The organism is Corynebacterium sp. LK28, from assembly GCF_014335105.1.
In the GTDB taxonomy this organism is placed as follows: domain Bacteria; phylum Actinomycetota; class Actinomycetes; order Mycobacteriales; family Mycobacteriaceae; genus Corynebacterium; species Corynebacterium macclintockiae.
This window is the reverse complement of the sequence record NZ_PDGZ01000010.1, coordinates 1-23488: the sequence shown is the minus strand read 5'-3', so window position 1 is coordinate 23488 and position 23488 is coordinate 1. Positions and strand designations below refer to the sequence as shown.

At 61.6% G+C, this 23488-nt stretch carries 25 protein-coding genes; 9 read left to right on the top strand and 16 right to left on the bottom strand.

Annotation, left to right across the window (positions count from 1 at the left end):
- Positions 1-36: 36 nt before the first annotated feature.
- Positions 37-327 (bottom strand): glutaredoxin family protein, encoded by a 291-nt coding sequence (locus CRD15_RS04835; protein ID WP_034972519.1) that lies wholly within the window; start codon positions 325-327, stop codon positions 37-39.
- Between the two features lie 84 nt (positions 328-411).
- On the opposite strand from CRD15_RS04835, the gene CRD15_RS04830 reads away from it, so the two are divergent.
- Complete coding sequence (locus CRD15_RS04830) at positions 412-1635, top strand: HAD family hydrolase (RefSeq protein WP_370546807.1); 1224 nt, start codon at positions 412-414, stop codon at positions 1633-1635.
- A 112-nt stretch (positions 1636-1747) separates the two neighbouring features.
- On the opposite strand, the gene CRD15_RS04825 is transcribed toward CRD15_RS04830, so the two are convergent.
- The 5 genes from CRD15_RS04825 to CRD15_RS04805 all read right to left on the bottom strand — a co-directional run bounded on the left by CRD15_RS04825 (position 1748) and on the right by CRD15_RS04805 (position 5840).
- Positions 1748-1849 carry a 30S ribosomal protein bS22 gene (locus tag CRD15_RS04825; protein ID WP_003855542.1) on the bottom strand — a complete coding sequence of 34 codons (102 nt, stop codon included), beginning with the start codon at positions 1847-1849 and terminating at the stop codon, positions 1748-1750.
- A gap of 214 nt (positions 1850-2063) precedes the next feature.
- On the bottom strand, positions 2064-2264 hold the full coding sequence (locus tag CRD15_RS04820; RefSeq protein ID WP_034971019.1) for a helix-turn-helix domain-containing protein: 201 nt from the start codon (positions 2262-2264) through the stop codon (positions 2064-2066).
- 372 nt (positions 2265-2636) lie between these two features.
- Positions 2637-3503 (bottom strand): pyrroline-5-carboxylate reductase, encoded by an 867-nt coding sequence (proC, locus tag CRD15_RS04815; RefSeq protein ID WP_187402054.1) that lies wholly within the window; start codon positions 3501-3503, stop codon positions 2637-2639.
- A gap of 119 nt (positions 3504-3622) precedes the next feature.
- Positions 3623-4741, bottom strand: coding sequence for a hypothetical protein (locus tag CRD15_RS04810; protein ID WP_187402053.1), 1119 nt, complete (start codon positions 4739-4741; stop codon positions 3623-3625).
- 163 nt (positions 4742-4904) lie between these two features.
- A complete protein-coding gene (locus CRD15_RS04805; protein ID WP_187402052.1) occupies positions 4905-5840 on the bottom strand; it encodes a Ppx/GppA phosphatase family protein in 936 nt (311 codons plus the stop codon).
- 33 nt (positions 5841-5873) lie between these two features.
- Between CRD15_RS04805 and CRD15_RS04800 the strand changes: the two genes are divergently transcribed.
- Entirely contained in the window at positions 5874-6830 is a 957-nt protein-coding gene (locus CRD15_RS04800) for a hypothetical protein (RefSeq protein ID WP_187402051.1), read from the top strand.
- Here CRD15_RS04800 and CRD15_RS04795 read toward each other — a convergent pair.
- The 5 genes from CRD15_RS04795 to mshA form a co-directional block, all read right to left on the bottom strand.
- Positions 6827-7519, bottom strand: coding sequence for a response regulator transcription factor (locus CRD15_RS04795; RefSeq protein WP_034971015.1), 693 nt, complete (start codon positions 7517-7519; stop codon positions 6827-6829). The genes CRD15_RS04800 and CRD15_RS04795 overlap by 4 nt on opposite strands.
- 88 nt (positions 7520-7607) lie before the next feature.
- On the bottom strand, positions 7608-8768 hold the full coding sequence (locus tag CRD15_RS04790) for a cell wall metabolism sensor histidine kinase WalK (RefSeq protein ID WP_051873829.1): 1161 nt from the start codon (positions 8766-8768) through the stop codon (positions 7608-7610).
- 84 nt (positions 8769-8852) lie between these two features.
- Positions 8853-9617 (bottom strand): phosphoglyceromutase, encoded by a 765-nt coding sequence (locus CRD15_RS04785; RefSeq protein ID WP_034976870.1) that lies wholly within the window; start codon positions 9615-9617, stop codon positions 8853-8855.
- Positions 9618-9674: 57 nt separating this feature from the next.
- Complete coding sequence (locus tag CRD15_RS04780; protein ID WP_187402050.1) at positions 9675-10268, bottom strand: YbjN domain-containing protein; 594 nt, start codon at positions 10266-10268, stop codon at positions 9675-9677.
- Between the two features lie 128 nt (positions 10269-10396).
- Positions 10397-11656 (bottom strand): D-inositol-3-phosphate glycosyltransferase, encoded by a 1260-nt coding sequence (mshA, locus tag CRD15_RS04775; RefSeq protein ID WP_187402049.1) that lies wholly within the window; start codon positions 11654-11656, stop codon positions 10397-10399.
- A 159-nt stretch (positions 11657-11815) separates the two neighbouring features.
- Between mshA and CRD15_RS04770 the strand changes: the two genes are divergently transcribed.
- Positions 11816-13549: a long-chain-fatty-acid--CoA ligase gene (locus tag CRD15_RS04770; RefSeq protein WP_187402048.1), complete on the top strand. Its 1734-nt coding sequence runs from the start codon at positions 11816-11818 to the stop codon at positions 13547-13549.
- A 70-nt stretch (positions 13550-13619) separates the two neighbouring features.
- On the opposite strand, the gene CRD15_RS04765 is transcribed toward CRD15_RS04770, so the two are convergent.
- Positions 13620-13907: a YdeI/OmpD-associated family protein gene (locus CRD15_RS04765; protein ID WP_187402047.1), complete on the bottom strand. Its 288-nt coding sequence runs from the start codon at positions 13905-13907 to the stop codon at positions 13620-13622.
- A gap of 473 nt (positions 13908-14380) precedes the next feature.
- Between CRD15_RS04765 and CRD15_RS04760 the strand changes: the two genes are divergently transcribed.
- From CRD15_RS04760 to CRD15_RS04750, 3 genes are read left to right on the top strand one after another with little or no spacing between them, the layout of a single operon-like run.
- A complete protein-coding gene (locus tag CRD15_RS04760; RefSeq protein WP_237743971.1) occupies positions 14381-15658 on the top strand; it encodes an alkane 1-monooxygenase in 1278 nt (425 codons plus the stop codon).
- Positions 15655-15969: a hypothetical protein gene (locus CRD15_RS04755; protein ID WP_034972534.1), complete on the top strand. Its 315-nt coding sequence runs from the start codon at positions 15655-15657 to the stop codon at positions 15967-15969. Before CRD15_RS04760 ends, CRD15_RS04755 begins: the two co-directional genes overlap by 4 nt.
- Positions 15970-16021: 52 nt before the next feature.
- A complete protein-coding gene (locus CRD15_RS04750; protein WP_080716081.1) occupies positions 16022-16186 on the top strand; it encodes a rubredoxin in 165 nt (54 codons plus the stop codon).
- Positions 16187-16598: 412 nt separating this feature from the next.
- Here the strand turns inward: CRD15_RS04750 and CRD15_RS04745 are convergent, their stop codons facing one another.
- Positions 16599-17756 (bottom strand): UDP-N-acetylmuramate dehydrogenase, encoded by a 1158-nt coding sequence (locus CRD15_RS04745; protein WP_370546853.1) that lies wholly within the window; start codon positions 17754-17756, stop codon positions 16599-16601.
- Positions 17757-17914: 158 nt separating this feature from the next.
- Here CRD15_RS04745 and CRD15_RS04740 point away from each other — a divergent pair, with 158 nt between their 5' ends.
- From CRD15_RS04740 to CRD15_RS04730, 3 genes are all read left to right on the top strand, one after another.
- The gene (locus CRD15_RS04740) at positions 17915-18412 is read left to right on the top strand and encodes a DUF2505 domain-containing protein (RefSeq protein WP_034971009.1); all 498 of its coding nucleotides are present in this window, start codon (positions 17915-17917) and stop codon (positions 18410-18412) included.
- 49 nt (positions 18413-18461) lie between these two features.
- Positions 18462-19310, top strand: coding sequence for a class I SAM-dependent methyltransferase (locus tag CRD15_RS04735; RefSeq protein WP_034972537.1), 849 nt, complete (start codon positions 18462-18464; stop codon positions 19308-19310).
- Between the two features lie 109 nt (positions 19311-19419).
- Entirely contained in the window at positions 19420-20652 is a 1233-nt protein-coding gene (locus CRD15_RS04730) for a DUF2993 domain-containing protein (protein WP_034971007.1), read from the top strand.
- A gap of 53 nt (positions 20653-20705) precedes the next feature.
- On the opposite strand, the gene deoC is transcribed toward CRD15_RS04730, so the two are convergent.
- From deoC to CRD15_RS04715, 3 genes are read right to left on the bottom strand one after another with little or no spacing between them, the layout of a single operon-like run.
- Positions 20706-21437 (bottom strand): deoxyribose-phosphate aldolase, encoded by a 732-nt coding sequence (gene deoC / locus CRD15_RS04725; protein ID WP_034980208.1) that lies wholly within the window; start codon positions 21435-21437, stop codon positions 20706-20708.
- 5 nt (positions 21438-21442) lie between these two features.
- A complete protein-coding gene (locus CRD15_RS04720; protein ID WP_034972538.1) occupies positions 21443-21757 on the bottom strand; it encodes a DUF2516 family protein in 315 nt (104 codons plus the stop codon).
- A 5-nt stretch (positions 21758-21762) separates the two neighbouring features.
- Positions 21763-23088 carry a DUF445 domain-containing protein gene (locus CRD15_RS04715; protein ID WP_187402045.1) on the bottom strand — a complete coding sequence of 442 codons (1326 nt, stop codon included), beginning with the start codon at positions 23086-23088 and terminating at the stop codon, positions 21763-21765.
- Positions 23089-23488 lie beyond the last annotated feature (400 nt).

The following is a 23488-nucleotide window of genomic DNA, read 5'->3' as shown; positions in this document are numbered from 1 at the left end:
TCGCCCGGCTGATATATGGGCGTATGCCTCCCGCGGTTACTGCTCCAGCGCCGCGATCAGCTCGTCGTCGTCGATTTCCCAGCACGCGACTTCTTCGTCGTCGACCAGCACGACGGGTACACGGTCGCCGAACTCTTGTGCCAATTCCTCTTTTTCTTTGGTGACGCCCCCACGGTCCAATTCAATCACTTCCACCGTGGTGCCGTAGCGGTGTGCGATCGGCAGGATTTGCTGGTGCACGCGCTCGCAGGAGCCACACGTGGAACGAGTGATTAACTGGACCCGGGCTTTCGCTTCACTACCTGCGGAAAGGCTGTTCAAACTCACGGTTCCCCATGCTACCTACCGGCCTGGCGGGGTCAAACGGATCTCGAACAGACTAACCGAGCGCTTTCAAGTAACTTTGTCTATGTGAATAAAGCGCCTGATCTTGAACCGCCGAGCAGCTCCCAGCCGGGTGTAGCGGCGCGGGCTGCTGCGGAACGGCGCGCGGGGAGGATTGCCAGCTGGCGCGATACTGGCAGCGAGTGGCGCGGTTACCTGCGCGCGCTATCGCTGAACATGCAGGCGTTCCTCCGGGAATTCCGCCACGAACGCTTTGGGCACGCACGCCGGAAGGACTCTTCCCAGGATGCTGAGGCTGCAGTTGCGGAGAAGGGGGCGTCCACACCCCAAAACCTGCAGGTCGGATACGGTACGGGCGCACCTCGATCCTTGTGGGAGCTCAGCGAAACGCAGCTAGACCAGCTGGCACGCAGCTACGAGATCGACGGCGACCAGCTGCGCACTGGACTGGCCAATCTAGAGGGCGCGGGCATCCGCAAGCAGCCGCAGCCTCTGAACCAGACCGATCCATCGATCCCCCCGGACGCAGGTGTGGGTGCCTTTTTCGACGTGGACAATACGCTAATCAAGGGTGCTTCGATCCTGCTTTTCGCCCGCGGCTTGGCTAAACGTCGTTTCTTTACCGCACGGCAGCTGCTGGGCTTCATTTGGGTGCAGCTGAAGTTCCGGGTGCTGGGCAAGGAGAGCGCAAACGATATCTCCAGCGGTCGGGAACAGGCATTGGCTCTGGTGAAGGGGCGCAAGGAATCCGAGGTCATCGAGATGGCCCAGGAGATCTGGGCGGCAACCATTGCAGAGCGGATCTTCCCGGACACTAAAGAACTGGCCGACATGCACATTCAGGCCGGCCAGCAAGTGTGGCTGGTGACGGCCTCCCCGGTGCAGCTGGCGCAGATTATTGCAAAGGAGCTGGGTTTCACCGGCGCGCTTGGCACGGTGGCTGAGGTGAAAGACGGGCGCTTCACCGGCCGCATGGTCGGCGACCTGCTGCACGGCGAAGGCAAGAAGCACGCAGTGATCGCTTTGGCGAACTACCAAGAGTTGGATCTTAAGCGCTGCACCGCCTACTCCGATTCCGTCAACGATCTGCCAATGCTGTCGACCGTAGGAACTGCGGTGGCCATCAACCCAGATTCGAAACTGCGCAAGGCCGCAATGGAGCGCGGTTGGGAAGTGCGCGATTACCGGCGCCTGCGCCGCATCTTCCGGCGCGCAGGCGGCATGCGGCTGGCTGCGGGCGTAGGCCTGGCGGGGCTGGGCTTGGGCGCCTGGCTGCGGTGGCGCCGCTAAGCCGTATAGATCCAGTACTGCTGGCTGATACAACGGGCACGCAAAAACCCACCGCGGTGGGAGCACCCTGGCGGGCGCTTGCGGTGGGTTTTATTGAATGCGGCTGCGGAAGTTACTTACCGAGCTTCCTACGCTGAACGCGAGTCCGTCGCAGCATCTTGCGGTGCTTCTTCTTGGACATGCGCTTGCGGCGCTTCTTGATGACAGAACCCATGGGGTAAGCCTCGTTTCTCTCGGTTAGTTTCTTTTAAAGCAAAGGTGTGAAGTTCCCTCACATCCGTAGGCACGAATGCCAAACAGTTTAGCGCCCAGTACCTCAGAGAAACAAAAATCCCCCATCGCCGGGCTGGTAGCGGAAGCCACCTGGCACCGAAAATGGAGGACTGTTGCGTTGTTGGCGTTGCCCGAAAACTTACGGGACAGGCCAGTTAACCGGTCTGACCGGGGTTGTACTCGGATGCGCCGAGGTATGCATCGACAGCAGAGCCGCGTACGCGGAAGTTACGGCCAACCTGTACGGCAGGCAGCTCTTCCGAGTGGATCAGACGGTAAACAGTCATCTTCGACACGCGCATCAGATCGGCGACCTCTGCGACGGTCAGAAATGTTCCATTTTCGGTGTTAGCCATATAGATCTTCACTTTCTTTGCGCTCTCATGCGCTGCAGGCTTCCCCTCCTGCAGGACGTCACACGTGATCGCTCGCGAACCATCATAACGTGAAACCAGTGAATCATGTGCAACAAGGGGAACCATTGAGGGGGATTTGTCCCGTGTGGCAGACATGACCAAGGGGGTTGAAAACCAACGCAAGTCATCAATTGAGGCTGGATTTAACAGGCGTGATTGGTGTTAAACAAACATATGTAAAAAGATCATTGGGTCTAGCCGGAGCTTGGGTGGCGAGTGTGCGGGAGATGAAAAATTAACCCCGAATGGGCGGGTTTCCCGCGCCGATTCGGGGCTAGTTCGGGGCCAGTCCGGGGGCCGACTAGCTGCCGACTAGTCGTCGTTCTTCGCCGGGTTCGCTCCCGGGGCGGGCGCGCCCAGCTCCTCCGAGCGTTCCTTGCAGGCCTCCATCGCACGGAAGAAGGCACCGCGGATGCCGGACTCCTCCAGCTCGCGCAGAGCGGCCGCCGTGGTTCCCCCGGGGCTGGTGACCTTGGTGCGCAATACAGAAGGCGTATCCCCGCCCTCTGCGAGGTTCCTGGACATCATGGTGGCAGCACCCTGCACGTTGGCGATAGCCAGCTTCTCCGCCAGTGGGCGTGCCAGTCCCAGCTGCACAGCCGACTCGATCATGGACTCGACAACCAGGAAGATATAAGCCGGACCAGAGCCAGAGACGGCCGTGACGGCGTCGAGCTCCTTCTCCTTCACGATAACGGCCTCGCCGACCTTGGACATGATGTCCTGCACCGTGTTCAGCTGCGCCTCTTCAGCAAATCGGCCACCGGCGATACCGATCGCGCCCTGACCGACCAGCATCGGGGTGTTCGGCATAGTGCGCACCACGGTGGTGCCAGCGGGAAGCGCGGCTTCCATGGTGCTGATGGTTACACCGGCAGCCAGGGAGACGACGATCGTGTCCTGCGAATTAGCGTCCAAAACCTCCGCAACCTCGTCCAGAACGATGGGGACGATGTTGGGCTTAACACAGATGAAAAGGATGTCCGTGCCCTCGGCAGCCTCGCGCCCCTCCTGGGCGGTGACCATGCCGTACTTGTCCTTCAGCTCGCTCAGGCGCTCCTGAGATGGATCTGCAACGATGATCTTCTTCGCATCGGCGGCGTCCGCGGTGTCCGCAATGATTCCGGCCAGCAGGGCCTCGCCGATGTTACCTCCGCCAATAATTCCAATTTGAGTCATGCAACCCAGCGTGCCAGGATTGGCGGCTTCCTGCTACCCCACCCCAATTTCCCCCGAGTGATAATCGCCCCGACTGGCGCTGCTCCGCTAGTCCCCCTGACCAGCGGAAAGCACCACTCCTAGAGCCCCTGGATCAGGCGCGGGCCGAAGGTCAGCACCAAGCCAACAATGGCGGCCAGCACCATCAGCAGCTTGTCGCGGTGGCGCAGCAGCGCGTGGACCAGGCCAACCAGCAGCAGCGTGACGGCAATTGCCAGAACCAGCGCCAGCACCGTCGGGGCCTTCGCCCAGATCAGGCTGAAACCGAAGAACACACCCACACCAACGACGATCGCCGCAATTGCTTGCAGGATCATCATCGGCCAGGAGATCGTGTCGTCCTCGTACTCGACAACCTCACCGTCTTCGAGCGATTGCTCCAGCTCGGCGAACTGTGCGCTCTCCTCCGGGGAGGCCTCCGGGTAGCCGGCTGCGGGCGTCGCCTGCGCAGGCTTTTTCGGCTCCGGCTTTTTCAGCTCTGGCTTCTTCGGCTCAGCCTTAGCCTCCGGCTTAACTTCAGCCTTCTCAGCCTCAACCTTCTTCGGCTCGACCTTCACCTCGGCCGCGCCAGCAGCACCGGTCGCCGTCGCAGCCGTCGCTGCCGTTGCTGCAGCCGCGGGCTTAGCCGAACCCGGGATCGTGCCCGTCTTCTTGGTGGCCTTCTTTGCGACGCCACCCTTTTCAGCCTCTACATCTTCAGCAGGCTTTGCCGCTGCAGCGGGCTGGGGGGCTTCAGCAACCGGCTTGTCAGAGGCCTTCGCTTCTTCGCGGGCAACCTCACCGAAGGTTGGCTTTGTGGATTCGCGCGGCTTCTCTGCCGTCTCTACCTTGGCCTCGTCAGCGCTCTCCACGTTGGGAAGCTGGCCGGTCTTCTCTTCCGGACGCTCCGCGGTGCGGCTGACGGAACGCTGATCCTGCTGCGGAGCTGCCGGCGCCTCCGCCTGCGCGGTAGAGGGAGTCTCGGCGGGAGTCGTGGTGAGAGTCTCGGCGGAAGACGGAGCGGAAGCCTCGGCCTGAGCACGCTCCCGGGCGCGGTCTTCCTCGGTCTTTACTACTGGAATGGAACCCGTCAGCTCGGCGACGGACACGCCACCTTTATCTAGGTTGCGATGACGGCGTCGACGCCGGCCAGTGTCAGCAGAACTAGCGTCGCGCCCGTTGCGGGCGAGCAATTCGGCGACTGTCAGCTTCTCACTCATCCATTGATCCCATCACATCGTCACTTGCAGTGCAGTTCCTACGAAGCCGTTCCCACGAAACTATCGCCAGCGATCCGCCCTCAAGCTTCACTTTAAACATATGTCTTCAAACAGAGTACTTTACTCCCCGGCTCCTGGGTAAGGGCAACTGGTGCAACGCCCCCTAGGCGAGGTCCACCCCATGGTCGAGCTGCCGGAAGATCACGCCTTCGCGCAGCGCCCACGGACACATGTGCAGCACATCAATGTCCAGCTTGCGCATAGCAGCTTCCGCCACCAACGCTCCGGCAACCACCTGGTGGGAACGCTCCGCACTCACGCCCTCCAGTTCCGCCCGGTCCGCGGCGGTCATGCGGGAAATAAAGGCAATCAGCTGGCGCAGGCCCGCCTGCGTCAGGGTGCGCTTCACTCGGGGACCGGCTGAGGACGGTGCAGCACCGGTCAGTCGCGCCAGCATTCTGAACGTTTTCGAGGTTCCCACGGCCAGGTCAATGTCGCCGGAAGCCAGCAGCTTCTCCACCGGAGCATTCAGCTCTTCATCGATGAACTCCCTCAGTTCGGCAACCTTCTTCTTCGACGGCGGATCGGTATCGAACCAATCGCGGGTCAGGCGCCCGGCCCCCAGGTTCACACTGCAGGCCACGTCCGGGTCCTCATTCATGCCGATGGACATCTCCAGCGAACCGCCACCGATATCCAGGTCGCAGATGCGCCCGGCCGACCAGCCGTACCAGCGCCGCACTGCCAGGAACGTCAGCCGGGCTTCTTCCTCACCCGACAGGATGCGCAGGCGCACACCGGTCTCTTTTTCTACCTTGTCCAGCACCTTCTCCGAGTTTTCTGCGGAGCGGATGGCGGAGGTAGCGAAAGGCAGCATGCCCTCGCAGCGGAACTGCTCGGACATTTCTTTAGCCAGTGCCACGCCGTTGAGCAGCTTTTCTTGCCCCTTTGCGTTAATGGCACCCCTCTTGTCCAGATATTCCACCAAGCGCATGGGGGTTTTCCAATTGCTCATCGGAGTCGGCGGCCCGCCACGCTGTGCATCGACGACCACCAGATGAACCGTATTGCTTCCTACGTCAAGCACACCTAATCGCACGCTCCCCAGCCTAATGCGTCTACGGTGGAACACGTGAATGAATCGTCCGCGGAAAAAGAATCGGAAGCCCCCGGCAGCCTGCTAGCCACCGGCTACCCAGAGGGCACACCTGCCGATCTTTCCATCCGCGCGGGCCGCGAAATGCCCGCTGATCATGCTCGCGAATGGCTGGAGTTCATCGACCCTGCCGATTCCGAGCACATTATTCAGGTGGATCTCACGTGGTTGCTGTCCACGTACCGTTGCCGGTTTGGCACCGAAGCGTGTTTGGGTATTGACGCCGAGAATCCGGACGTCGGCTGTTGCACCCACGGCGCATTCCTCACCGATGAAGACGACCGCGCGACCCTGCGGAAGGTCGCGGAAAAGCTTACGGCGGAAGACTGGCAGAACCGCCCTGCGGATATGGATGATTGGGAGGCGAAGGGGCGTCCACAAGAAAAGAGCGGCGACGACATCGAGCCGTGGCTCGAATGGGACGAGCTAGAAAACGACGAGGGCGAGATGGAGCCCGCGCTAAAAACGGTGACCACCAACGGGGCGTGCATCTTCGCCAACCGCGAAGGCTTCCAGGGCGGCCGCGGGTGCGCGCTGCACGCGTGGGCACTGCGCAACGACGTGGAGATTACCGCCGCAAAACCGGAAGTGTGTTGGCAGGTGCCTCTGCGGCGACTCGAGGACTGGGAAACCCGGCCCGACGGGGTGGAGATGCTGCGGACGACCGTCACCGAATACAACCGGCGCGGGTGGGGCGACGGCGGGGAAGACTTCGACTGGTACTGCTCGTCAGACCCGAACTGCCACGCGGGTGGCGAGGCACTGTGGCGCACCGGGCGCGAGGAGCTGACGGAGCTGATAGGCGAGGCGGCCTACGAGGTGCTGGCCGCGCATTGCGAACAGCGCGAAAAGCTGGCGAAGGTCTCCCCTAGCGGGCTTCCTTTGCTGACGATCCACCCGGCGACGGCCGAGGCGCGACGGCGCGGAATCTAGGCCTCGAACTTGTAGCCCAGGCCGCGGACGGTCACCAGGATCTCCGGGCGGGAAGGATTACGCTCAATCTTGGAGCGCAGGCGCTTGATATGCACGTCCAGGGTCTTGGTGTCTCCGACGTAATCGACACCCCACACGCGATCGATCAGCTGACCGCGGGTGAGCACACGACCACTGTTGCGCATGAGGTATTCCAGCAGGTCGAACTCCTTCAGCGGCATCGGAACCTTCTGGCCATCGACGGTAACGATGTGACGTTCGACGTCCATCATCACGCGGTCTTCCTGCAGCACTAGGCCGTCTTCAGCGGGAGCCTCGACTTCGATCTCCCCACCGCGGCGCAGCACTGCGCGGATGCGGGCAATAAGCTCGCGGGCAAAGTAGGGCTTCGTCACGTAATCGTCAGCACCGAGCTCAAGGCCGACGACCTTGTCGATTTCACTGTCGCGGGCCGTCACCATGATCACCGGAACGCTGGAGGTCTGACGAAGCTGGCGGCAGACCTCTGTTCCAGACATGCCTGGCAACATCAGATCCAGCAGGATGATGTCAATATCCTCCGCAGCGAAGGTATCCAGTGCGGTTGGACCGTCCTGGGCCATGAAGACTTCAAAGCCTTCTTTTTTCAGCAGAAACGCTAGAGGTTCCGCCAAAGACTCTTCGTCTTCGACAATCAACACACTCGTCACAGCTGCTCAATGCCTTTCAAAAAACTATTTAAAGCTACAAGACCTATCGTAACGTGCTACTCCGCTTAAGGCTGTAGCAACCCTGGATTCACTTAGACTCTTCGTCGAGGCGGCGCGCATCCGGGATCACCGGGATTTCACCGCTCGGCAGATCCTTGTTCTTCCCCTCTTGATAGCGCGGGAGCTCCAGGGTAAACGTCGAGCCCGTCCCTACCCTGGACCACAAGGAAACGCTGCCACCGTGGTTGGCCATCACGTGCTTGACGATCGCCAGCCCCAGGCCCGTACCACCGGTGTTGCGGGAGCGCGCCTTGTCCACGCGGAAGAACCTTTCGAATACTCGCTTTTGATCGTCCGGGGAGATACCAATACCGCGGTCGGTTACGCGGATGATCACCGTATCGTTCTGCACTTCACGGGAAATGGAGACCGGCGAGCCTTCCGGAGAGTAGTTAATCGCGTTGGTCAGCAGGTTGGACACACTGGTGACTAGCAGCCCCTTGTCCCCCTTCACCATCGCGGAGGACTTGGAATCTTTCACCAACTCGATATTTCGGGCTTCGGCGGCAAGTCGGCAGCGGTCGATGGCATCCTCGATGATCTTGTCTACGCTCAAGACCTCTAGGTCCGGCAGCGATTCCGCCCCCTGCAGCTTCGACAGGCTGATCAGCTCGGTGATCATCTGGTTCATTCGCCTTACCTCGACGATCAGCTTGGAACCAAAGTACTCCACCGCTTCCTCGTCATCGCGCACGGACATCAGAGTCTCTACCAGCAGAGAGATCGCCCCGACCGGGGTCTTCAGTTCGTGGGAGACATTGGCCACGAAGTCACGACGGGCCGATTCCATGCGCACCGTCTCGGAATCGTCGGCCGCGTACACCACAGCGAAGCGGTCATCCGCCAGCGACAGCGGTTTCACCTGGCCTGCCACCGCGATGACTGGCCTATTACTGCGCCGGGGCGGGGGGAGAAAGTTCAGTTGCCGTGGTTCCTGGTCGGCGAATACTCGTTCGACCATCTTCCACGCCTCGGAGTTCAAGTTCCGCTCGTGCACTAGTCCGAGTTCGTGGGCGCGGGGGTTGGAAAGCACGACGTTGCGTTTGCGGTCCACCACTGCGACCGCATCGGGAGCGGATTGGATGGTGAAGTGCAGAACCTGGGCGACCGTAGATACACGATTGCCCTCGAGTTCCTTTTGGGTTCGGGTGTTACGCTGCGCCTTCACTCGCTTGCGGTACGCCCACATGCCGAATGCACCCAGCGCAACGCCGACGATCAGCCCCAAAAGGATCCCGAGGGCAACTCCAGAGGTCAAGAATCGGCCCGGCTCTTACTTAGCCTGGCCCTGTGCGGCGACGGCTGCGGCACCAGCGGCAGCTGCCTCCGGATCCAGGTAGTCGCCACCCGGGTTCAGAACCTTGCCATCCGCGTCGATGCGGTACACCAGCGGGATGCCGGTTGGGATGTTCAGACCCGCGATGTCCTCGTCGGAGATCTGGTCCAGGTGCTTCACCAGCGCACGCAGGGAGTTGCCGTGGGCCGCAACCAGCACGGTCTCGCCGTTCTTCACGCGCGGCTCGATCTCTTCCTCGTAGTAAGGAATGAAGCGCTTGACGACGTCCAGCAGGCACTCGGTGGCCGGAACCTCGGGCAGATCCGCATAGCGCGGGTCGTTGGTCTGCGCGTACTCGTTATCAGCGTCGATGGCCGGCGGCGGAGTGTCGTAGGAACGGCGCCATGCCATGAACTGCTCTTCGCCGTACTTGTCCTTGGTCTCTGCCTTGTTCAGACCCTGCAGCGCACCGTAGTGGCGCTCGTTCAGGCGCCAGTCACGCACGACGGGGATCCAGTGGCGATCCGCCGCGTCCAGGGCGATGTTGGCGGTGGTGATAGCGCGGCGCAGCAGGGAGGTGTACAGGATGGTCGGCTCCAGGCCGGCCTCCTTGATCATCTCGCCACCGCGAACTGCCTCCTCGCGGCCCTTCTCGGTCAGTCGCACGTCGACCCAGCCGGTGAACTGGTTGGAGGCGTTCCATTCACTCTGGCCGTGACGCAGCAGAATCAGATTTCCGTGGGAATTATTTTGCTCGCTCATACTCCCAATTCTGCCATGATGTGCGCCCTTGTGCCCCCGTATTCGGCGCTACTGTACTTATTCCTGAGTGTCGTCGTCGCCCTCTAAGTCCGGGATGCTCGGGCTCTTTGCTTCGGACGCCAACTTGGAGCCCGGCGGCGGCGCCAGCAACTGCACCTCCTGTTCCGACGGCTTGAGGTGCGCGAAGGCCGCGAGGTTCATAGTCGGCTCGCCACGGGACAGGCGCCATGCCCACTCGTGGCGGATGGAGGAGGCGAAGCCACGTTCGAGGATGCGGTTGAAGTCGGCATCCGCCCGCTCCAGGACCTGCCCCAGGATCCGCTGAATGTCCTCGCTGGTGGTGTTATCCGAGAACTGGCCGACCAGATAGATGTCGTTGTTGCGATCCAGCGTGTAGTGCACCCCGAAGCTGCGGCGGTTGGCGTGTAGCAGCAGCTTGTAGACCTCTTCCTGAGCCTCCTCAACTGCGCGGCAGACGAAGGCCTCTACGCGGAACATGCCGTCCTGCGGGATGAAAAGGCAGTTCGTTTTCAGTCGCTTCTCCCCCGGCAGCACAACCACGACGGTGCCGTCGTCTCCGGCTGGCCCCTCGGGGAGGGTGTACTCGACTTCCGCTTCGTCCAGAAGTTCACAAATCCTTGCGCGATCCATAAGCCCCAAACTACATTTCCCACAGCGCCCGCGCAGTCACCTTGGCATTCAGCGGCCATCCCCTTTGCCCCCGCACCACGCGCCAACTAACCCGCATCACAAAGCAACTAACCCGCACCGTATAGCAGCTATCCCGCGGGCTGGCGCTCCCCTCGGTGACCAGCGGGCGGCAGCTCTTCATACAACTTGTACAGAGCTTCCGCGGAAGCCTGCCAGGAAAACTTCGCTGCATGGCTCGGGGCATACTCCCCCATCGCGATGCGCAGATCGTCGTCCAACACCAGCTTGCCCAGTGCATCGGCCCACGCATCCGTGTCGTGACCATCCACCAACAGGCCGGACTTCTCGTCCTCCACCGCGATCGGCAGGCCACCAGTGCGCGTAGCCACGACGGGCGTGCCGCACGCCTGCGCCTCTAGCGCCACCAGCCCGAAGGACTCGTTGTAGCTGGGGACCGCCACAATGTCCGCAGCTTGGTACACACCCACCAGCTCCTCGGGCGGGCGCGGGGCTAGGAAGCGCACGCAGCGGCTAATCCCCAGTTCTTCGGCCAGCAACTGCAACCGCTCCAGCTCGTTGCCACCCGCGCCGGAAGATCCGCCGCAGATAACCACGGCCAGCTGTTGCTGTGGGTGGCGGCGCCGCAATTCCGCCACTGCTCGCAGCAGCACCTGTGGCCCCTTCAACCTCTGCAACCGGCCGACAAACCCAATGACCTTCGCACGGAAGGGAATGCCCAGCTCGCGGCGGGAACGCTCGGTCGCGCGATCTGATCCAGGTGTAAAGCGGTCGACGTCTGCCCCGGGCGGGACGACTTTGATGGCGCACGTGGTGGCGTCATAACCCTCAATAAGATCCTGCACCTCCTGGTCCGTATTAACGATCAGAAGGTCCGCATTGTCCACGATCTGTTGTTCGCAGATGCGGCGCGATTCCGGCTCGCGCGAATCCCCCTCTGCCAGGGAATTGTTCTTCACCGCCGCCAGCGTGTGCGCCGTGTGCACCCAGGGGATCTGCCACAGGTCGCGCAGCAGCCACCCGACCTGGCCAGAGAGCCAATAGTGCGAATGAATCAGGTCATAACTCACCCCCTCCTCGCGGCAAAAGGCCAAGATGGACCCCGTAAAAGCCGCCAGTTGCGTGGGCAGCTCCTCCTTCGACAACCCTTCGTACGGCCCAGCCACGCAGTTAATCACCCGCAGGCCAGGCCGGACGTTCACTACCTCGCCCTGTAACGGGCGGGTCGCTCGGGTAAATACATCGACGGTGACGCCCATACGTTCCAACTGCTCAGCAGTATTTTTCACGTACACGTTCATCCCGCCGGCATCCCCCGTGCCGGGCTGTTCGAGGGGTGAGGTGTGCATGGAGATCATAGCGACGCGCATACTGCCCCAGCTTAGACAGATCGGGGCGGGGCTGGGGGCGCAGGTGGCGTCGATAAAATTTGCTTAATTCCACCAAAGAAAATGAGAAACTTAGCTAGGGTTCCAAAGTAACGTGCATCACGTTTTCAAAGACTGTTTCTAAAGACCAAAGGGATCTAGATGACCGACACCGAACGCCCAGAGGGGACGGCCTGGCAGGACAAGCCCTACCTGAAGTACTACGCGGAATGGACCCCGCACAGCCTGGAGTACACGGACGACACCATGGCAAAGCTTCTCGACCGTACCGTCGCCGCGCACGCCAACGACGACATTCTGGACTTCTTCGGCCAGACGATGACTTACGGAGATTTCCTGAAACAGGTTAAGAGCGTTGCCGCTGGCCTGCGGGAGCTGGGAGTGCGTTCCGGCGACCGCGTGGCAGTTACTCTGCCGAACTGCCCGCAGCACCTGATCACGATCTTCGCCGCCCACAAGCTGGGTGCGACCGTGGCAGAGCACAACCCGCTGTACACCGCCCGCGAGCTGGAGGGCCCCTGCAAGGATCACGCCGCGAAGGTCGCAGTGGTGTGGGACAAGATCGCCCCAATGTTCCAGGAACTGTCGCGCACCACGCCGATCGAGAAGGTCGTGAGCGTGAACATAATCGAGGCCATGCCGCTGGTTAAGCGCCTGGCGCTGAAGCTGCCGATCAAGTCGCTAAAGGAGAAGCGCGAGCAGCTGCACGGCGAGGCCCCGGGCACCATCCCGTTCTCCCAGCTGCAGAGCGCCAAGTTCGGTGGCGACGGTGCAGACCTGGAAAACTGCCCGGAGACAAACCAGGACTCCCCTGCTTTCATCCTGTTCACCTCCGGCACGACCGGTAAGCCCAAGGGCGCGCAGCTGACGCACGGCAACGTCATGTCCAACGTTGTCCAGGGTCAGTCCTGGATCAGTGGCATCGGTGAGCGCGGCCAGGAGAAGTTCCTAGCCGCCCTGCCTCTGTTCCACATCTACGGCCTGACGCTGACCGCCGCGCTGGCCGTATCTACCGGTGGCAAGCTGCTACTTCTGCCCAAGCCGGAGATCCCGCTGATCGTGGATCAGCTGAAGCGCGAAACCCCGACCTACATGCCGGGCGTGCCGACCCTGTACGACAAGATCCTGACAGCAGCCGAGGAGCACAACCTGGACCTCAGTGGCATCGCCAATGCGCTGTCCGGCGCAGCACCGCTGCCCGTACACACCACGCTGGAGTGGGAGAAGAAGACCGGCGGCAAGATCGTCGAAGGTTACGGCCTGACCGAATCCGGCCCGATCCTGGTGGCGAACCCTGTCACCCCGGAACGCCGCGCAGGTTACATCGGCATTCCATTCCCCGATACGGAGCTGCGAGTGGCTGACCCGGATGACTTCAGCAAGACCATGCCGGATGGCGAGCCAGGCGAGCTGCTGGCCCGCGGTCGCCAGGTCTTCAAGGGCTACATCAACATCCCGGACGAGGATCAGCCTTTCCACGAGGATTGGTTCTGCACCGGCGACATGGCCGTGATGGAGCCGGATGGGTTCATCAAGATCGTCTCGCGCATCAAGGAAATGATCATCACCGGCGGGTTCAACGTCTACCCGGCGGAAGTGGAAGAGTTCCTGGAAGAGCACGAGCAGATCCAGAAGGCCGGCGTGGTTGGCCTGCCGCAGGATGACGGCTCCGAGGAGGTCGTCGCCGCAGTTGTCCTGGCAGACGGCGTGAACAAGGCAAACTTCAACGAAGAGGCTGTGCGCGAGTGGGCCCGCGAAGGTCTGACCCGCTACAAGGTGCCACGCCGTTTCTTCATCATCGATGAGATGCCGGCCGACCTGATCGGCAAGATCCGGCGCCGCGAGGTGAAGGATCTAATTCTGACGATGGTTTAGTGGGGGCGTGTGGGCGTCAATAGATAGATAGAAGGTTAAGAAAGGCGGCCCCAACCGCCGATCCGACCTGTTAGGCGTGGCCTGCGCGCTCGCGGTGTTTGCACCCGGGCCAGCAACACGGGCAACGCTTCCCCTCTTCGAGCTCTTCCCGGGTTCGGCGAATGCGCCGGGCTCGGGTTTCCGCTTTCTTGGCGTCCGTGACCCAGCAGATGAACTCGTTGCGGCCGAGCGGGGTGAGGCTTTCCCACAGGTCGAGGGTGTGCGCGTCTACACGGAGGGCGGAGCCAAGGTCTTCGGGGAGCGCGTGCACTACCCCGCCGGTGATACCTTCCCAGTTGAGCTGGGTGGACTCGGTCATATCTGCCTCTTTCGTGCGGTTTGGGTCTGCTGGTTTAAATCTGCTGGTTTAAATCTGCTAAGTGAGCTGCTGCGCCTCCGGCATGGCTCCAGTGTGGCACTAGGTGGCGCAATGGTGCTAATTCGGGGACTTGCGGAGCCGATAGGCGGGCGGCGCCGGGTAAATGTCGTTAGATCGGGAATTTGTTACAGGAAACTATTTCCACTTACGCAAAATCCCTGGTCAGAGAGTTACCGAAACTTGAAAGCACGCCCAGCCGATCACAGAATCCCGTTCTAGCGACATTTAGCCGCTCACGCACTCGAAAAACTGTGCCAGACACTCCAAAAATCGTGCCAGGCAACCTGCCAAGAACCGCGCCAGACAACCCGTCGAAAACATCCTAAATGACCAAAAGTAGTATTTCCCTAAAAACCTTCCTGTAACGTGGGTCACATGCCATTGATAACGCACAGGACTGCAGGTGAATAAAAATGACGACCGCACAGAATCCAACGCGCGCAACCAAAGGCACTAGCAACTTGGATAACGGCGCTGGTAAAAGCGACACTCCCGGCAAGCCTCTACAGGGCACATCCCCGCAGGACACACGCCCGCCCGGCTGGAAAGACTCCAAGAAGTACTCCTGGATCTTCAGCCTGGTCCCAGCCGCGATTCCGCTGATCGTCTGGGGTGTTTCCTCCTGGCTCAAGGCCATCAGCGGCCCCGAACTGCTGATTCACATCACTTGGTGGGCCGGCCCCATCGCGGTGTTCATCCTCATCCCACTGGCCGATGTAATCCTCGGCCGCGACGGAGAAAATGTTCCAGAAGAATTCGTCCCCTGGCTGGAAGAAACGAAGTTCTACCGTGTGGTGACGTACCTTTACTTCCCAATCATGCTGGCCAGCCTGATCGCCTGCTGCCATCTGTGGACCAGCTCGGATCTCACAATGATCGACCGTTTGGGGCTTGCGTGGTCCATGGGCATGAGCTCCGGCATCGGCATCGTCGCAGCCCACGAGCTTGGCCACAAGAAGGGCAGCTTCGAGCGTTGGATGGGCAAAATCACCCTGGCCATTCCGGCTTATGGCCACTTCTACATCGAGCACAACAAAGGTCACCACGTGAAGGTCGCCACGCCGGAGGATCCGGTGAGCTCCCGAATGGGCGAAAATGTGTACACCTACCTCGTCCGCTCCATCCCTCACCAGATCCCGCGCGCCTGGAACATTGAGAAGAAGCGTCTAGCACGCAAGGGCAAATCCCAGTTCAGCCTTGGCAACGAGGTGCTTAATGCCTGGCTGGTCACACTGGTTGTATGGGGCGGGCTGTTCATCGCCTTCGGAATCTACATCCTGCCGTGGATGTTGGTCCAGGCTGTGCTGGGCATCGCCCTCTTAGAGTTCGTCAATTACCTCGAGCACTACGGCCTGCTGCGTCAAAAACAGCCGGATGGGCGCTACGAACGCTGCACCCCGGAGCACTCCTGGAACTCCGACAACCTGACCACCAATATCTTCCTCTACCAGCTACAACGCCACTCGGATCACCACGCTAACCCGACCCGCAGGTACCAGTCTTTGCGCTCGGACGTGAAGGCCCCGGAACTCCCCGCGGGTTATGCTACGATGATCGCCCTCGCTTCGGTACCTCCGCTGTGGTTCAAGGTGATGGATGGTCGCCTGATGAAGCACTACAACTACGACGTCTCCAAGGCCAACGTGCTGCCAGGCAAGGAGCACAAGCTTGCAGCGAGGTGGCAGCGATGACCACAACCGTCCCTCCAAGCACCGGCACCACCATCACCCCGCCAAACAGAACCGTGCATTACATCCTCAGCAGCGCGGGCACCGCAGTCGGCACGCTCTTCCTACTACTGGCGGTTTTGGGCATTTTCGGGGTGCCTGGTCTGCGCACTGTCATTCCGTGGCCCCTGGTGATCAGCCTTTTCTTCCTGATCCCCGGAATCGCCGGCTTGTGGCGCGGCCCCGGCCAGCCTTCAACCTACGAGATCCCGCGCCCGAAGCAGCGCAAGTTCACTGACAAAAATCGTGCTGCCAAGACTTCTTCTTCTAATTGACGCCCCCTAGCCCCAACCACCCCAACTCCAAACCAAACCGAGGAGCTTCCCCATGTCTATTTTCCAATGTCCCGTCTGCGATTATCGATTCGACGAAGCTGCAGGCGATGCCGCCGAAGGCTTTAATCCTGGCACCCCGTGGTCCGAGGTACCGGACGACTGGTTCTGCCCAGATTGCGGAGTCCGCGACAAGGTCGATTTCGAACTAGTCGGCTAGGCGATCTCCTCCGTTCACGCCCCACCCCACCTCTACGCACGCTCACCCCAGGAAAAGGGTGGAACAGGGTGAAAAAGGGTAAGAATGTCGCTAGACCGGGAATGTGCGGAGCCGATAGTCGGGCGGGCTGCGGGCAAATGTCGTTAGATCGGGAATTAGTTAAAGGAAATCCTTTCCACTTACGCAAAAGCCCTGGTCAGAGAGTTGCGAAAATTTGAAAGCGCGCCCACCCGATCACGGAATCCCGTTTTAGCGACATTTAGCCGCTCACGCACTCGAAAACCCGTGCCACGCACTCCAAAAACCGCGCCAGGCAACCCGCCAAAACCCCGCCACGCACTCCAAAAACCGCGCCAGGCAACCCGCCAGCTGGCCGATGCTCCAGGCTCAGCTGGCCGATGCCCAGGTCCAGCTAGTCGATGCTTACGCCGACCCAGATCGGTTCCGGCTCCAACACCACTCCGAAGGCTTCGCGCACTCCGGCGCGCACCGCACGCGCCAACTCCACCACATCTTCGCTGGTCGCAGCCCCGCGGTTAGTCAACGCAAGAGTGTGCTTCGTGGACAGGGAGGCACGGTCATTGCCCGGAACGTGCCAGCCCTTGGCAAACCCGGCACGCTCGATCAGCCACGCCGCCGAGAATTTAAACTGCGGCTCGCCAACTCCAGCAGCTCCAGCGCCAGCACCGCCGCCCTTTACCGGGTACAGCGGCATGGACTCCGCCTCGGCATCTCCGCACTTCTCGCGCACGGCCGCCACGACTGCGTCGCGCGCCTCCTCACCAGTGACGATCGGGTTGGTAAAGAAGGACCCGGCCGACCATGTGTCGTGGTCTGCCATGTCCAGGACCATGCCCTTCCCTGCGCGTAGCTCCAGCACGGCCTGACGCACATCAGCAGCGGGCCGGCGAATGTTCCCGGCGGCAGCCTCGTCCGCATCCACGCCCAGTCGCCGTGCCAGCTCGCCATAGCGCAGAGGCACACTCAGCCCATCGGTGGTCAGCTGAAACTCCACCGCAGTCACCACTGCCCGCGAGGTGAACTTCAAGTTCGAGTACCGATACCCCAGTTCCAGCGCAGACGGCTCAACCCATTCCAGCTCCCCGCTCGCTCGGTCGAACAGCTGCACGCGTCGCAGCACCTGCGCAACCTCCGCACCGTATGCCCCGACGTTCTGCACCGGCGTAGCACCCACGGACCCGGGAATTCCGCTCAGGCATTCCAGCCCACCCAGCCCAGCCTCGACGGTCGCGGCCACCAGCTGATCCCATTCGACCCCCGCGAATGCCCGCACCACGCCGGTCTCGCGGTCGATCATCACGTCAACTTCGGCCCTCTCGCCTTCGGCGCCCTTTTTATCGACGCCACCTTCCCCACCGCCAGCACTCAACAGCACTACGACCAATTGGGATACTTCATCCCCCTCGCCGACCACGAGGTTCGACCCTCCCCCGACGACAAGCAGCGGCTGCGTGTGGGCGTCCAGAAAGGAAACAACCTGGGCGACAGCCTCCGCCGACGAGCACTCCACAACCCCCGCGGGCGCGGCGCCGATGCGCAGGGTGGTCATGTCGGCGAAGGATCGGCTGGTCACGCGGGCGCCGGGGATGGCGACGGGGTCGGCGCCGTTGCCGCGCAAGCGCTCCAAAAGATGCTTCGCGCGTTCTTCGGACGTGAAATGTGCGTTATTAGTCGTATCAGTCACATCACTAAAGGTAGTCTGTTGGCATGACTACTCACAGCGAGAACACTGCAACGATTAACTTCCCTATTGAAAAGGTCTACGAGGCACTCTCCTCCGCGAACTACTGGGCATACGAGGTCGAGAACATCGGCGACGAGCCGGGCGAGGTAAACTCCTTCACCCCCGAGCCGATCGAGGCTGTTCTGTTTGAACTGCTGCCGAAGTCCGCTCTGCCTGAGGCTGTGCGTGGCATGGTTTCCCAGGACCTGAAGCTCAAGCGCGTGGTGGAGTTCGGCCCGCTGGCAAACGATGCCACCACCGGCAAGGTCAACGCAGAGGTCAAGGGCGCTCCGGTTTCCTTCTCCGCAGACGTCACCCTGACCGGCACCGGCGAGGCCACCGAGCTGAAGGCCGACTGCGCCGTGGACGTGAAGATCCCGATGATGGGCGCCGTCCTGGAGCCGAAGGTTGCCGAGTGGGTGGAGGAGTTCCTGACCCGCGAAGCCGCCCTGATCCAGAAGTGGATCAGCGACAACGCTTAAGCACCCCTGACCTAACTCACTCACAACAAAGTATGCTCAGCTGATTCGCGTGGCTGATCACGCCCACAACCTCAAGGCCCGTTCGTGGAACACGGACGGGCCTGTTGGCGTACCTACCCGCGGAACAACTGGCTACAACCGGCTACGGAAATCCGACCGGTGGCTGGTGGCGCAGCCGCGGGTGCAGGCGCAGCTGCGGAGTGCTGTGCTCCACGAACACCGCAATCCCGTGGCTGTGGACGTGGGCTACGGAGCCTCCCATACCACCACCTGCGAATGGGCACGTTGGCTGCGCACGGTCGCGCCGACGGTGGAAGTCACCGGCCTGGAGATCGAGCCTTCCCGCGTGCTGCCCGACCGTGAGGGCGTGCATTTTGCCCTCGGCGGTTTCGAACTCGCGGGCTTGCAGGCGGACGTGGTGCGCGCATTCAACGTTCTGCGCCAGTACGACGTGGATCAGGTGCAGGCCGCCTGGGACGTTATGCGCGCTAACCTGCGCCCCGGTGGCGTGATTATTGAGGGCACGTGCGACGAGGTCGGCCGCCGTTCCTGCTGGGTCTTGCTAGACGAGGACGGTCCGCAGTCGCTGACCCTCGCCTGGGATCCGCATGACATTCAGACCCCTTCCGACCTGGCCGAACGCCTGCCGAAGATCCTGATCCACCGGAACACCCCCGGACATCGCATCCACGACGTCCTCGCCGAACTCGACCGTTGCTGGGAGCGCGCCGCACCCCTGGCCGTCTTTGGCCCGCGGGTGCGGTGGCGTTCGGCGAAGCGGGAGTTCTTGGCCTCTCTTGGTGACGCCCACGCTGCCGCGGCGCGGCTCAACCCGCGCCGCCGCTTGGCGGACAACTCAATTACGCTGCCGTGGTCCGTGGTGTGCGAACCTGATTGAACAACCCACATGAGCAAACCTGTGCGTTAGTTGTACGTTGCCTGCGAACAACGGGCAAAGGCTAAGCTACGGGTTGGCATAAACCAAACGATAAGGAACACTGATACGGGTGACTAACCCACAAAACCCTTCCCAGAATCCGAACCCGTTCTCGGGTAATGGCAACGACGGTGCTCAGCACACCCAGCCGGGTCAGTACGGTCAGTGGCCAGGGCAATACGGCCAGCAACCGGGCCAGGCAGGCCAGTACGGTCAGCGGCCAGGACAGGCAGGCCAGTACAGTCAGCCAGGCCAGCAGCCGCTGTTCGGCCAGCCAGGTCAGTACGGCCAGGGCATGTACCAGAAGCCGAAGAAGAAGGGCAACCTCGGCCTGAAAATCTTCACCGGCATTGTTCTGGTCATCGTTTTGCTGCTGGTACTCGCCGAATTCGGTCTTCGCTGGTACCTCAAGGATGAGCTCAAGGCTGCACTCAAGGATCAGATCCAGGAATCCGGAGTTTCCTCCTCCGTTGATCCCAAGGTCTCTTTGGGTGCTTCTCCGGTTCTTCTGGGCATGGCGCAGGGCAAGATTCCGCAGATGACCCTTGACGTTCCGTCCACGCTGGATATTTCTTACGAGGATAACGATCAGTCCAAGCCTAAGGTCACTGGCCAGCCCGCCATGCACATAGACATGCGGGACCTGAAGATGGATGGCGACGATCCCAACAACGCCACTGTCGGCGAGGTCACCCTTCGGACAACGCTCCCCAAGGAAATGCTGAAGGCTCAGGCTGCGGAGAGCGCAAACGACAATAAATCCGGAGGGGCCGAAGATAACCCTCTGGGTGGCATGATGAAAATCTCCGACGTGCGCCCGAACCCGGACAAGCAGACCCTCAGCTTCGACATCAGTGGCGGTCTGGCCACCTTCGAGGTCAAGCCCACCGTCCAGGATGGGAAGATGAAGATGGAGATGGACAACGTCTCCCTGTTGGGTTTCCAGCTCCCGGAATCCTTCACTCAGCAGATGGAGTCGCAACTGCAGGATTCCGTACCTGCGGATCCCCAGGGCGGTCTGGAATTCCAGGGCATCAACGTCACTGAGGAAGGTCTCGAGGTCACCATGCACGGCACGGACGTTCGCGTGAACGACCTGGACACCGGCACAGGCAGCAGCACGGGCACCGGCACGGGCAGCAGCACGGGCACCGGCACGGGCAGCAGTACGGGCACCGGCACGGGCAGCGGTGGTTCCAACAGCAACGGTGGCTCCGGTAGCTCCGATAATTCCGGAAATGCAGACGTCACCCGCCCATGGAAGAACGACGGCCCGGTGGGCTCCTCCGCCCTCGCCGCCTAGGCGCCCCTGCGCTAAGCGCCCTGCACTAAGCGCCCAGCACTAGGCGCCCTGCACTAGGCTCCCAGCACCTTCGCGGCAGCGGAAACGCCCAGGCGCGTCGCCCCCGCCTCAATCATCGTCACGGCCGCATCCCAATCCCGGATGCCGCCCGAGGCCTTAATCCCCACCAGGCCCGCTGCAATGCGCTCCTCCTCCCCCATGCCGAAGGGCGCCAGCTTACCCAGCTTCCGCAGTTCGTCGGCCATGATCTCCACAGCCTCCACGCTCGCTCCGCCCGCCGGGTGGAAGCCCGTGGAGGTTTTTACGTAGTCCGCCCCCGCCTGCACACACGCGCGGACAGCAGCACGCAGCTGCTCCTCGTCCAGCAGTGCGGATTCCACAATCACCTTCAACACCAGCGGATGCGGCACGGCCTCCCTCACGGTGATCAGCTCCGCGAGCAGCGCATTCTGATCCATGGCCAGAGCCGCCGCCACGTCGATCACCACATCAATCTCATCCGCCCCCAACTGGGCGGCATAACGCGCCTCGGTGGCCTTCACCAGGGATGCATGCTTGCCGCTAGGGAACCCTGCGACGGTGGCGATGCGCAGCGTGGCGTCATCACCCAAAGAACCAACAGGCAACATCGACGGCGAGACGCACACCGCGCCGCAACCCAACTCGGTGGCCTCGCGGACCAGGGCGGCCACGTCATCGCGCGTCGCCTCGGGCTTCAGCACCGTCGCGTCGAGGATGGCGGCAACGGCCTCGCGGGACAGCTCAGAACGATCCACGGAACTCACAGAACTCACCAGGAACCACCCGCGTTGCCCAGCACGTCGCGGATCGCGGGACGCACGTCCTGCCAGTAAATGCCGACGATGACGGCCGCGATGATCCACAGCAGCTCAATGGCAACAAAAAAGCTCAAGACGGACAGCGCCACGGCACCACCCATCAGCATCAGCCAATTCTGCTTCTCGCGATCGATCACCATGAAGGCATCGTCGCGGGTAGTAACCAGCTGCACCAGTCCAATAGCCGCCAGCACGAAAATCGCGACTGCCAACGTCAAGCTGATGCCCGAGTAGGCGTAGTACATCGCCTTGAAGACTGCTTCCATGCTCCTTAGCCTAACGCAAAGATCAGCTCAGTCAGGGAGTAAATCGCCAGCCCCGCCAACGCGCCCACGATCGTTCCGTTCACGCGGATGAACTGCAGATCCTTCCCGACCATCAGCTCAATCTTGTCGGAGGCCTCCTGCGCGTCCCACCGCTCGACCGTCTCGCCGATGATGCCGGTGACCTCGCCCGCGTAGTTATCAGCAAGGTAGCTGGCCGCTCCGACGATGCGGCGTTCTAGCTCTTCGCGGAGCTCTGGTTCTTCTTGGACTCGACGCCCATACGCCTCCCCCCATTGCGCTATCCTTCGGCGCAACAGGGAATCTGGGTCGCGGGACCAGGTGGTGAGTGTCGCACGGACGGATTCCCACAGGCGGCCAGGCATCGCCGTGACAGGCCCCGAGGTCATGATGTCGTTCTTGAACCCCTCCACCCGGGCGATCATCTTCTCGTCGTGCTGCAGGTCCTGCGAAAGCTGGTAAATGAACGAGCGCAGTTGGCGGCGGGCATCGTGGTCGGGGTCGCGGCGGACATCGCCGGTGAATTCCACCAGCTCGCGGTACACGCGGGTGCCTACGAGTTCGCGGACGAAGCGTGGCGCCCAGGATGGGGTGCGCTCGTCGATGAGTCGGACCACGAAGTCCTCGGAGGTGCGGGCCTTGTCGTCCATCCAGATGACAATTGCCTCGACGGCGGGTTCCGTGCGGCCCTCCTGGATGAGTTGTTCCAGGCCGCGGCCTAGCGGCGGTCCCCAGGTGGGTTCGCTGAGCTTGTCGATGACGAGGGCGCGGAGGACGTGCTCGGCTTCCTCGGGGTTTATGCCATTGACGGTGAGGTCGATGACCTTGCCGACTTCCTGCGAGACTCGGTTGGCACCGCCGCCGTCGACTACCCAGTCACTGGCGCGCTCCGGGATGCGTGCCTTGCGGAGCTTGTCGCTGATGAGGGCGGCGTTGAGGAAGTTTTCGCCCACGAACTCGCTGAGCGCGTGGCCGACCTGGTCCTTCTTCCGCTTGATGATGGCCGTGTGCGGGATAGGGATGTGCAACGGATGGCGGAACAGGGCAGTGACAGCGAACCAGTCGGCCAGGGCGCCGACCATGCCGGCCTCGCTGGCTGCACGGACGTAGCCGATCCACGCGCCTGGGTTGCCCTGGTATTCGAGCCAACGCATGGTCACGTAGATGAGGGTGGCAATGACCAGCAGGCCAGTGGCGATGGTCTTGTGCTTGCGGAGCTCTGCCCGGCGGGCGGCCTCGGTCGCCGGGTCGGGTCCGGGAACCTGGGCTAGTGATGCCGGGGCCTGGGACAGCGGTGCGTCAGAAGCAGTCATTGTTCAATTATGGCACCGGTGGGGGTATTAAGAGCGTGCCACTGGGGCTCCGATGTGGGCTGAGCAAGTGTTCCGCTAAGTCCAACAACCTATCCAACAAGCTAAATGTCGGAAAAGTTGCAAAACGTTATTGGTAATGACTTGCGCTAATACAAAAGCGCTGGTCAGGGGTTTTTCAGCCCCAGCCGTAGACAGTCGAGCAAAAAGAATTGCAACTTTTCCGACATTTAGCCCCATCCCCTCCCTCCAAAAGGAATCACCGGCGCACGACTGTGCAGACAAAGCACTATGCAGGCAAAGCAAAACCGCGCCACCCGAAATAGTGGCGCGGTTTATGCAGATGGAGGTGCTATCTGGCCAAAGGCTAAGTACTAGCCAAAGCCATCAGCTAGCAAAAGCC